General features: G+C 42.5%; 8 protein-coding genes. 3 read left to right on the forward strand and 5 right to left on the reverse strand.

Features of this window, described 5'->3' with window-relative positions; translation table 11 throughout:
• Positions 1-209: 209 nt before the first annotated feature.
• Entirely contained in the window at positions 210-854 is a 645-nt protein-coding gene (adk, locus tag A3712_RS13735) for an adenylate kinase (protein WP_063523917.1), read from the forward strand.
• A gap of 276 nt (positions 855-1,130) precedes the next feature.
• Complete coding sequence (gene hemH / locus A3712_RS13740; protein ID WP_063523918.1) at positions 1,131-2,093, forward strand: ferrochelatase; 963 nt, start codon at positions 1,131-1,133, stop codon at positions 2,091-2,093.
• 1,198 nt (positions 2,094-3,291) lie between these two features.
• Here hemH and dtpA read toward each other — a convergent pair.
• On the reverse strand, positions 3,292-4,824 hold the full coding sequence (dtpA, locus tag A3712_RS13745; protein WP_331710888.1) for a dipeptide/tripeptide permease DtpA: 1,533 nt from the start codon (positions 4,822-4,824) through the stop codon (positions 3,292-3,294).
• Between the two features lie 281 nt (positions 4,825-5,105).
• Here dtpA and rfaH point away from each other — a divergent pair, with 281 nt between their 5' ends.
• Complete coding sequence (gene rfaH / locus A3712_RS13750; protein ID WP_063523920.1) at positions 5,106-5,612, forward strand: transcription/translation regulatory transformer protein RfaH; 507 nt, start codon at positions 5,106-5,108, stop codon at positions 5,610-5,612.
• A gap of 86 nt (positions 5,613-5,698) precedes the next feature.
• Here rfaH and asnB read toward each other — a convergent pair whose 3' ends face one another.
• From asnB to nagA, 4 genes are all read right to left on the reverse strand, one after another.
• The gene (gene asnB / locus A3712_RS13755; RefSeq protein WP_063523921.1) at positions 5,699-7,369 is read right to left on the reverse strand and encodes an asparagine synthase B; all 1,671 of its coding nucleotides are present in this window, start codon (positions 7,367-7,369) and stop codon (positions 5,699-5,701) included.
• 232 nt (positions 7,370-7,601) lie between these two features.
• A complete protein-coding gene (locus tag A3712_RS13760) occupies positions 7,602-9,188 on the reverse strand; it encodes a cation:proton antiporter family protein (protein WP_063523922.1) in 1,587 nt (528 codons plus the stop codon).
• An 84-nt stretch (positions 9,189-9,272) separates the two neighbouring features.
• Positions 9,273-10,487 (reverse strand): DNA-binding transcriptional regulator NagC, encoded by a 1,215-nt coding sequence (gene nagC / locus A3712_RS13765; protein WP_063523923.1) that lies wholly within the window; start codon positions 10,485-10,487, stop codon positions 9,273-9,275.
• 2 nt (positions 10,488-10,489) lie between these two features.
• A complete protein-coding gene (nagA, locus tag A3712_RS13770) occupies positions 10,490-11,626 on the reverse strand; it encodes an N-acetylglucosamine-6-phosphate deacetylase (RefSeq protein WP_063523924.1) in 1,137 nt (378 codons plus the stop codon).
• Between the last annotated feature and the right edge of the window lie 490 nt (positions 11,627-12,116).

Genomic DNA, 12,116 nt, shown 5'->3' on the forward strand with positions numbered 1-12,116 from the left:
ATGCTCGACCTAATCAGCTGGTACTAGGATCCAACTTGTTCCAGCTGTATGATTTTCAAACGTTATACCGAAACTTACCGTTTTGCTTCTATTTGTAGTTTTGCTTAACCTCAACGGTTGCCTAACGCTTTCTTTTTATTTAAGCGATGGACTAGGAAGTTCGGATAGTGAGCTTCGGTATAAATCATAATTTTATAAGAGGATTAAACATGCGCATCATTCTTCTAGGTGCTCCTGGCGCGGGTAAAGGCACTCAAGCTAACTTCATCATGAACAAATTTGGTATCCCTCAAATTTCAACTGGTGACATGCTACGTGCTGCTATCAAAGCGGGTACTGAGCTTGGTAAGCAAGCAAAATCAGTAATCGACGCTGGTCAGCTAGTTTCTGATGAAATTATCCTTGGTCTTATCAAAGAGCGTATCGCTCAAGATGACTGTGAGAAAGGTTTCTTACTAGACGGTTTCCCACGCACAATCCCACAAGCTGATGGCCTAAAAGAAATGGGTATCGCTGTAGATTACGTTGTTGAATTCGACGTAGCTGATGATGTGATTGTTGAGCGTATGGCTGGTCGTCGTGCTCACATTCCTTCAGGTCGTACATACCACACTGTGTACAACCCACCAAAAGAAGAAGGTAAAGATGACGTAACTGGCGAAGAGCTAGTAGTACGTGATGACGACAAAGAAGAAACAGTTCGTGCTCGTCTAGGTGTGTACCACGAGCAAACAGCTCCACTAATCTCTTACTACGGTAAAGAAGCTGAAGCTGGTAACACTCAGTACCTTAAGTTTGACGGTACTAAGCAAGTTGCTGAAGTTAGTGCAGAACTTGAGAAAGCACTAGCATAATTGGCTAACAGCCAGTTTTAGAATTTGATATATTGGAAGCGGCCTTAAAGGTCGCTTTTTTTGTCTCAATTTTTAGTACGATACTAATCTAAGATAATTAGGGGCCCTCAGTTCAACGCACATTAGCTTTGAAAAGTTCGCCCATAATCGAAAGTTGATGTGGGTTATATGTTACGCCAAATGATTATCTCAACATTTAGCGACAAGCAATGATCTTAAACTTCAGCAGATTAGTATATTACTCTCTAAAAAATTACATATTGGTCTCAGGTATCTATGGAAAATAATAAAAAGCAGGGCGTTTTACTGGTGAACTTAGGTACACCAGATTCTGCGACCCCAGCTGGTGTTCGTCGATTTTTGAGTGAATTTTTGCACGATAAGCGAGTTGTTAATCTAACACGCTGGCTATGGTGTCCGATATTGCACGGAGTGATTTTACCGATTCGTTCACCTAAAGTAGCCAAACTTTATCAGTCGGTTTGGATGGACGACGGCTCACCGCTTCTTGTGTATTCACAAAGACAAGCAGAGAAACTACAGAAGAAGTTAGAGATGCCTGTCGCGCTGGGTATGACTTATGGTAATCCAAGTCTAAAAACGGGCATTGAGCAGCTGATGGAGCAGGGCGTTGAAGAGATCATCGTACTGCCTTTGTATCCTCAGTATTCAGGCACCACCACAGCTGCGGTTTCTGATGGTTTAACCAAAGCCTTTAAACAGATGCCTGTTATTCCAAGCTACCGCTTCATCCGTGACTACTACGCACACCCTAGCTACACCAAAGCATTGGCTGAGAGTGTTCGTAGCCACTGGGAGAAAAATGGCCGAGCGGATCATTTGGTTTGCTCTTTCCACGGCATTCCGAAGCGATTGGCAGATGAAGGGGATATCTACCCTCAACATTGTGAAGCGACAACTAAGTTACTAGCTGAGGAGCTTGGTTTATCTGCAGGCGATATCACTATGACGTACCAGTCTCGATTTGGTCGAGAAGAGTGGTTAAAGCCATATACCGATGAGACACTTGAATCATTGCCAAGCAAAGGCATCAAGAAGATCGATATCATGGCTCCAGCTTTCTCTGTAGACTGTTTAGAAACGCTGGAAGAGATTTCAGATCAGTGTAAGGAAACCTTCATTGACGCTGGTGGTTCTGAGTTTAGCTATATCATGTGTCTCAACGACAGAGATTCGCATATCGACATGATGGCTGAACTTGTTGAAAATCAACGTTAATAGCACAACAGGTTGTCAGGGCGACTGAAGCTTATCCAATAAAGGGTCATAGTTACAACGATATAGACAATGCGGGTCTCAAATAGTTGAACCCGCTTTTTTGTAGTTCATCGCGGATTCGCGGGAACTAAAAACAAAAACGGTAGTAAGTAATACGGTTCAGTTGCCAAACAAAAATCATACACAAACTACCATCTTCATGCTGAGCCATACTTTCCGCTCTTTACTCTGGGAAGGCATTAAAATAGTAAAACCTCATCATACAGCATCAATTATTCCCCTGACTCTTAAACCTAACTCTAAGATAAAGTGTCTTTGTAGTATCAAAGTCGAGACTATTCATGAGTATCAATGGCGTCATATAAAAGAGGTTGTGCCGTTCGGCGTACTGCTTAAACGCGGCAAGTCAGGTGTCGTTACTGCGGCATAAAATAGAACCTCTATTTTGGTTAGAGCCTTATGTTCGTATAACTAAGCGCCTAAAAGGTTATATAGATTAATCAATGCCTCTTCTATCATTAAGTATACCTCCCAGTTTACGGATGTTCGTTAGCACACCATTAAATAGATAGATAAACGCTGACTTAGACAAGTGGTCCCGCCAGTGAAATAGGAGGGGCTAAGCAACTCGTCATAGACGAATTCGTAATATTTAAAGAGCATTTTTATGCCATTGAGGATACTAAGGCTCACCAAGTTATTTGGATAGGGTTAGGCCGAAGCCGTAAGGACATATGAGAGTTTTCGAACAGCTTGGAAAATATGGTAACAATATCGAAGCTATCGCAAGGTGGTTGATAGAGTCAGAGTCAACAAACTCAAGCAAGTAAACAAGCGAGGCAATGGGATAAGCGCTCACGCATCGTGTTGTTGAAAAATAGAGGCAACTTGATTGTACAGTAAATTGGCTATCTTACCGAGATATTGAATATCAATAAGGATTCAATCACCACTTATATACGCGAATCATAGCTTAAAGAGCTTTGGTACTGTGAATCAGAAGTGTATGTTGAAGGGCTCTGGGGAGAGTAGGTATAAGTACAACAGAGTGGAATTTAACCATTAAAAGAGTTTGCGCGAAAGCTAGTTTTTACCTTCACCGGATTATCGCATCGACTATCGATATACATATTACTTATTCTTGAAGATAAAAAGCGGCTTTCCTTGGAAAGCCGCTATGAACCTTTTTTGTATTGGTTTACGCTTGAGCTGTGTTTAGTTCAGTCTCCTGATCTGTCTCACAGATTTTTGTTAACTTTGGAGCAATACAGAAAGTTAATACCGCAATAAGAGCTGTCACATAACCTATGTTGCTGAATACGTCTCCATATAGGTTGAGTGTTTGCACTGTTTCCGTCACACCTTCTGGAACTGAAGTAAGGCTCGCTACCCAACCAGCGACAACTGCGGCCGTCGCTGACGTTAAGAACCACATCCCCATTGCGAATCCCATCAATCTCTGAGGTACTAGTTGTGCGACCATTGCTAAACCTAAGCCTGAGACTAATAGTTCTCCTAGTGATTGGAATAGATAACTTACAATTAGCCAGTTTGAACTTACAATACCATTAGTGTTTGCGAAGCTAACGCTCCAACCTAAAATTAAAAAGGAAAGGGCACATAGCACCATACCCATTGCAAATTTGAACGGCATTGATACTCGGTTGCCTAGTTTTCCATAAAGTATTGCCATAACAGGACTTGCAACCATGATCCAGAACGAGTTCAGTGCTTGAAATTGCTCTGGCTCTACAGGGAAACCAAGAATATCGTGACTAACATTGTGGATTGCAAAGAAGTTTAAAGATGTAGGCATCTGAAAATAGAGGACGAAGAAGACAACGCCTTGTAGCATCAAAACAAACGCTACTAGCATTTTACTTCTTTCTTGGCCTTTAATTTTTAGAGCTTCTTTGAAATACAAGGTAACGATACAGATACCAGCAATGACTAATATACCGTGAGCTAGTGTTAAGTTTTGCAATAGGTAACTACAGACGAAACTAGCAATAATTGAACCAAAGATTACTAATAGAAGCTTAGAAAGTACGACAGGCTTAAGGTCAGCTGGAGAGCCCACCCCTTTGACCATTTTTTTACAAGCTAAAAAATTAACTGCTGTAACAGCTAATCCTGAAGCACTCATACCAAAAGCCAAGCCATAGCCTACCTTTTCTGCAACGATCGGCGTCAGTATCATTGAAATTAGGCCACCTAAATTAATAGCCATGTAGTAGAGTGTAAAAGCGCCATCGAGTCTAGGGTCGTTCTCCGGATATACTTTTGCGAGTAAGCTAGATGGATTTGCCTTAAAAAGACCATTACCTACGGTAATGAAGCCCATTGCCAAGTAAATTAGATTTTTACCGCCCAAATGGCTGCTGGTGGTTGACATACCTAACAGTATATAACCCACCATCATAATTATTGCACCTAGAGTAATAGCTCGTTTAGTACCTATTATTTTATCGCCGATCCATCCACCCACAGCCATAAATCCATAAAGCAAAGCAGAAAAAGCTCCAAATAGTACAAAAGAGTCTGATTCAGCTAACCCCATTACTTTTACTAAATATACGGTTAGAATGGCTTGCATTCCATAGAAGCCGAATCGCTCCCAGAATTCAATTGAGAATATTAAATAAAAGGGTTTGGGTTGCTTGAGTATGTTCAAGTCAGACATAATTGATGTTTCCTGTTGTGTTAATGCTCTTTGTAGGCGCGGTCTTATTAACCATTAGTTTTTTTTTTTATGCTGAGCAGAAAAAATAATGCCCGTAATGTATACACTTCAGTGATGATGTTTACAAATGGAAGTTTTTTTGAAAAAAAGCATAAAGCTTTTTAGGTTGTTGATAAGATTGTTGTTTTTAGGTGGTTTTGCTTTACTTTTCTCATCTGAAAACTAAAGTTTCAAATTTGACGTAATTCTTTGCGTTATGTGGCGTTCTTTGCTATTCATCAACCAAATACTGAGAGGTCAAGTACAGCACTTGTTAAAGGATTAGTGAAATGAAACGATGGTATTTACTCTACTGTAAGCGTGGCGATCAAAAACGCGCTCAGCAGCATTTAGAGAATCAAGGGGTAGAGTGCTTTTACCCACAAATAGAAGTCGAAAAGGTGGTTAGAGGGAAAGAAAAGGTGGTCAAAGAACCGCTATTTCCTTCATACGTCTTTGTTCGATTTGATTATGAACAAGGGCCGAGTTTTACTACTGTTCGTTCAACGCGCGGCGTAGTGGACTTTATTAAGTTTGGAGCACTACCACATGAAGTACAAGGTGACTTGGTTTTTGAGCTCAAACAACTTGAGATGTATTGCAGCAATGAAATTGAAGATTGCTGTGTTGATTTCGAACCTGGTCAAGTTGTGAAAATTAATAGCGGTCAGTTTGCTGGTATTGAGGCGATTTTCCATCAGAAAGACGGTGAGGCTCGTTCTATCATGTTAGTGAAGATGATCAGTCAGGTGGTGCCAATCAGTATTGAAAACGAGGCGCTAAAAGCACACGCTTAATTCAGTGATAAGAATAATTACATCTAGGCTTAAAATAAAAAGGCGCATTATGCGCCTTTTTTAATATCTCAAATTTGCCTGAGCGTTTACGCGTTGTAAGCGTCGTTGTGAACCGCTTGAACCGCACGACCTGATGGGTCTACACAGTTTTGGAACGACTCATCCCACTCAATGGCTTTCGCTGATGAACAAGCGACAGATGGACCACCTGGTACACACTCTGCTGCAGATTCTAGCGGGAACAACTCTTCAAAGATTTCGCGGTAAGCGTAGCCTTCTTTAGTCGTTGGCGTGTTGTATGGGAAGCGGAACTGCGCAGTTTCCATTTGCTTGTCCGTTACTTTCGCTTCAGCGGTTGCTTTCAACGTATCAATCCAGTCGTAGCCAACACCATCAGAGAATTGCTCTTTTTGACGCCATGCAATTGAGTCTGGTAGATAATCTTCAAAACACTCACGTAGGATGTGTTTCTCCATCTTACCGTTGCCACACATTTTGTCTTCTGGATTTAAGCGCATTGCTACATCGATGAACTCTTTGTCCAAGAATGGTACGCGGCCTTCTACGCCCCATGCTGCTAGTGATTTATTCGCACGAGCACAGTCAAACATGTTCAGAGCCAGCAGTTTACGTACTGTTTCTTCATGGAATTCTTTTGCATTTGGCGCTTTGTGGAAGTACAAGTAACCGCCAAAGATCTCATCAGCACCTTCACCAGACAGTACCATTTTGATACCCATTGCTTTGATCTTACGAGCAAGTAGGTACATTGGCGTAGACGCGCGAATTGTCGTTACGTCGTAGGTTTCGATGTGGTAGATAACGTCACGGATTGCATCCAAACCTTCTTGAATGGTGTATGTCATCTCGTGGTGAACGGTACCGATCTTGTCTGCCACTTCACGAGCAGCGATAAGATCAGGTGCACCTTCTAGACCAACCGCAAATGAGTGCAGTTGTGGCCACCAAGCTTCAGACTGCTCATCATCTTCAATACGCATTGCCGCAAAGCGTTTCGCGACTGCAGAAGTGATTGACGAATCTAGACCACCAGATAGAAGTACACCGTAAGGTACGTCAGTCATTAGTTGACGTTTCACCGCTGCCTCTAGTGCTTCAGTTAGGTCTTCCTTGCTTGTGCTGTTGCCTTGCACTGCTGCGTATTCGTTCCAATCACGAATATAATAACGTTGTGGCTCTGCATCTTTCGAAGAGTAGAAGCTACCTGGAGGGAACTCGCTGATGGTTTTACATACAGGAACTAGAGCTTTCATTTCAGAAGCTACATAGTAGTTACCGTGCTCATCGTAGCCTTGGTAAAGCGGGATGATACCGATGTGATCGCGGCCTACTAGGTATTCGTCTTTTTCTTCATCGTATAAAACGAATGCGAAGATACCGTTTAGCTCTTCTAGTAGGTCTGCGCCCATTTCTTGATATAGGGCTAGGATAACTTCACAGTCAGAGTCTGTCTGGAACTGGTACTTATCTTCATAGCGAGCACGAAGTTCTTTGTGGTTATAGATTTCGCCGTTTACCGCAAGAATGTGCTTCTTGCCTTGGCTGTATAGCGGTTGAGCACCACTATTTAGACCAACGATAGCTAAACGCTCATGAGCAAGGATCGCTTTGTCACTTGCATAGATGCCAGACCAATCTGGCCCACGGTGACGAAGCTTTTTAGACATTTCTAAAGCGATAGGGCGAAGTGCTGCGGCATCACTTTTTATGTCGAGAATGCCAAATACTGAACACATAGAACTTCCTTTTAAATAATTTCTAAATCAACTGTATTCAATTTGCCATTCTGGCTAAAAAAAGCAACCGGATGTGAGCAAAAAAATAATATAAAGGGTGTTATGTTAGAAATTATTTAATTAATTTGTTATTTTGGTATTTGGTATCTAAATGCAGTCTGTTTTTTGAACTAAAACCCCTCAAAGTGCGAAAGTTCACAGTCTTGAGAGGTTTTGTTAAAGGAGGTTTGGGTCAGATTTTATTGATGTTTGGGCTTAATTGCTCACAAACGTGGCGAGCAAAACCACTACCGGCTTCGCTATAGATGTTAAACGCCGCATCAACCCCATTTTCTTTCAAAGTATCGAGTTGGTCAGGGTACTCAGCGATAGCCGCAATCTGCCCTTTAAAGTTTCGAGACTTTAATTGCTCCAAAGCGGTTTGATTACCTTGGTGATGAGGCATAGCTAAGATAACCAGTTTTACATTTGCGGTATCCAGAATACGCTCCCAGAAATCTGGGTCGGTCGCGTCGCCAGAAATCACGTTTCTACCGTGGCTTCTATGGGTATGTGCGGCTTCTTCACGAACTTCGACACCCAAACTTACCTTACCGTAGCGTGAACGTAATTCATCATAAGCACCTGTACCAATTCGTCCCATACCAAGAATAAGTACTTGAGCACGACCCGGGTCAATTCGTTTATCACGTTGATGAAGCTTTTCTGCTGCGTGCTCTTTTAACCATTTACCGGATTGTTGGTAAAGCCTGTGGCCTGCACGATTTAAAGGTGCTGCAACTAGGAAAGAAAGTGATACTGCAATCGCGACGGCAACCAAGATATCGCCAGACATCCAGCCCATCTTAAAGGCAAGGCCACCAACGATTAAGCCAAATTCGCTGTAGTTAAACAGTGATAGTGAAGCGAGCAACGAAGTACGAACGCGGAACTTGAAGCGATTAAGTACCAAGAAGTAAAGCACGCCTTTCACTGGCAATAGCAACAAGAACAGTACCGCTAGCATAAAGCCTTGAATGGTTGGTTGTTCTGATAAGCCAATATTCAAGAAGAAACAGACAAGGAACAGCTCTTTCAGGTTAAACAGGGATTTTGATAGCTCTGAAGCTTTTCGATGACCCGCGAGCAACATACCTAGGATAAGAGCTCCTAGGTCTGGCTTCATACCCACCAATTGGAAGAGTCCAGCCCCGACAACCAGGGCAAAGAAAATGCCGAATAGGACTAACATTTCACCGTGGCCAACCCAATCTAGCGCTTTGTAGAACAGTGGGCGTAAGAATGGCAACGCAAATAGAGCAATCGCGTACCATTCAGGTAGTTTTCCTGTTGAAGCGGTAAGAAAGACGACGGCGAAAATATCTTGCATGACCAAGATACCAATTGCCAAGGTACCGTAGGTGGCATTCATTTCCCCTTTCTCTTGCAGAGATTTTACCGCAAATACGGTACTGGAGAATGATAGGGCGAAGCCGAGTAGAACAATCTGTTCGACTGACATAGCTGCCAGTGACGAAATTCCAAGGAACTTAAAACCAAATAGGGCGACGGCAAAAAACAGAGTGGATAAAAGGTTATGTATTGTAGCGCCGGCCCAAATCTCTTTAGAGAGTAGGGTTTTGATATCTAGCTTTAAGCCAATGGTGAATAGTAGTAGGGTGACACCGAGGTCAGCCAAAGTAATGATGGTCTCATTGGTTTCGAAACCAAAGGCAAAAAGCCCAAAGCCCGCAAACAAAAAGCCAACCAGTGGGGGAAGGTGACACTTTAAAGCAATAAATCCTGCGATAAACGCAGTGGATATTAATATAAGTTCCATAACTTGTTGTTGTAGTTCCCTAGCTTAAAAAAACGGGCCGTGTTTTTACAAACACGGCCCGCGGAAAATCAGAATTATTGTTCTTTAATCTTCAAGTAGCTTCTGCAGTAACACACCGTTGAGCATGGCGCGCTTGATCATAGCAAAAGCTCCCATCGTAGGATGTTTATCGATCTGTGATGCTACAATAGGCAGGCCGCTATGGAAAGTCGTCAGCGACTGATTCTCTACATTGCGCTTAATTGCAGGGAAAACAATCTCTTGTGCCTTAGTAATATCACCAGCAATGATCACTTTTTGAGGGTTAAATAGATTGATCGTCATCGCGATCGCTTTACCTAACTGGTTTCCTACTCGAACCAAGCTCTGCTTCGCTAATTCATCGCCATTCACTGCATGGTCGCACACGTCCTGAATAGTAATACACTCAAGCTCGGTTAAAGAAGACTCATAGCCTTGTTTAATGAGCTTTTGTACACGGTCTACAATTGCAGGGTTTGCTGCTACCGTTTCAAGACAACCGAAGTTACCGCATTGGCACTGTTCACCAAGTGGATCGATTTGGATATGACCGATTTCACCGACGTTACGGTTATGACCCAGGAAAACCTGACCGTTTACGATAATACCTGCACCTGTACCGCGATGAACACTCACTAAGATAGAGTCTTGGCTGTCTTGGCTCGCGCCAAAGTAGTGTTCAGCTAGTGCCATTCCGCGAACATCGTTACCTACGAAACAAGCGACATGGAATGTGTCGCGAATAATGTCGCTTAATGCAAGGTTATCGATGTCTGTATTTGGCATGTACTCAACGACACCCGTCGTAGGGTTAACTAAGCCTGGGAGAGTCACGCCAATCGCAATCAGCTGATCGATCTTCGGTTGGTGTTCAGCGATGAAGGCCTTGAGCGTATTGATCAAGCCTTGAGTAAGGTTTGATTGATCTGAATAGTTAAGATCTTGCTGTTGGAAAGCCAATTCACGACCACCAAGGTCATGTAGGCTAACTTGAATGTAGTCTCGTCCTAAGCGCACAGCGATAGAGTGAAAAGGCTCTACTTCTGTGGTTAGAGAGATAGCGCGTCTACCGCCAGTAGACGCTTGCTGTGCGACCTCTTTAATTAGGCCGCGCTCTAATAGTTGGCGGGTAATTTTTGTAACACTTGCCGGTGCGAGTTGGCTTACATCAGCCACTTGTATGCGACTAATAGGCCCTTGTTGGTCTATGAGCCGGTATACCGCCGCACTGTTTAGTTGTTTAACTAAGTCTACGTTACCTATTTGTCCGCCATTCATACTTAATTGTGCTCGTATTGTCCATTAACAACAGTCGCTTTAACGTTAAAGTCTCGGTCAAATACAGCTAGGTTTGCAACCATGCCTTTTTTGATTCGACCTAGCTTGCTTTCTACACCGATAGCTGTAGCTGGGTATAGTGTAGCCATGCGAAGAGCTTCGTCTAAAGCGATACCAGCGTGCTCAACTGTATTCTGAACTGCTTCAATCATAGTCAGAGCTGAGCCGCCCAGTGTGCCATTTTCATCAACACACTTACCATCTTGGTAATATACTTTCTTACCGACAAAAATAAAGTATTCCATGTCAGCACCTGCAGGAGCTGTGGCATCCGTCACTAATACTAGCTTTTCTCCCTTGATTTTATGCGCAATTCTGATGTTTGCGTAATCAACGTGGAAGCCATCGGCGATGATGCCTGCGAACACATCAGGTGTATCGTAGATAGCGCCAACCACACCAGGTTCACGACCAACCATAGGTGTCATTGCATTGAATAGGTGCGTTGCGAATGTGATGCCAGATTCGAAACCTTGGCGTGCTTCTGCATAAGTTGCGTTGGTATGACCGATAGAAACGACAACACCAGCTTTGTGTAGACGTTCGATATGTTCTGGGTCGTTCAGCTCAGGCGCCAGTGTTACTTTCGCAACAAGGTCGCTGTTCTTACAGATAAGCTCAATCATCTCGCTGTCAGACTTACGAATATGATCAACGCTGTGAATGCCTTTTTTCGCAACATTTAGGTATGGACCTTCAAGGTGAAGACCTAAAGATTGGTTTTGGTATTGGTTATGGTATTCACGAGCTGCTGTGATAACTGCGCGCATGTCTTCATCTGAAGAAGTAATCAGAGTAGGCAAAAAGCTAGTACAGCCTGATTTTAGGTTTGCTTTGTGCATGATCTGCATTGTTTCTGCAGTGATTTCATCGTTTAGCATCACGCCACCACAACCGTTCAGTTGTAGGTCAATGAAACCCGGGCTTAGGTTTGCACCGTCTAGGTCACGAACCTCGATACCTTCTGGTAATTCAGAGGTAGGGCAGACTTTTTTGATCAGTTCGTTTTCGATTACTACAGCATGATCGGTTAAAACATCACTACCAGTGTAAATTTTACAGTTACTTAGCGCGTACATAGTCAGCTAATCCTTATTTCGTCAGATCTTTTAAATTCGTTCGTTACCTAAATGTTGACTTAGTTTGCGAGCATCATTTACGTAACGATTTAACTTTTATGGGCAAACGGCTTCAAAGTGGGAAGCGATTTTAAGTGTTTGAAAAACATGTGAACAATTCATTATTTTTATGAGTTTGGGTTGAAATTATCAGTGGGTTAGCTAGCTTTTAATGCCGAAAATAACTCGCTTTTGACCCAATGTTGAGATTTGGATTTTATCTATAAATGTTCATTTTTTGAATGATAAAATAAGTTTTATGATCTCGCTAGCAAAAACCTCTGGATTTGGTGAAAACTGGTGATTAGGATCACAAATGGTAAGGTTTTAATTTGCGGGGCGAAATTAATTGAATACACTGATTAAGACTAAATTGAGTGACTAAAATAAGTTTCTCAAACGAATTCTAAAAAATCCTACAGGGGGAACTTAAGGTGAATATTCTTGGGTA

Source organism: Vibrio sp. HI00D65, assembly GCF_001635455.1.
Lineage (GTDB): Bacteria > Pseudomonadota > Gammaproteobacteria > Enterobacterales > Vibrionaceae > Vibrio.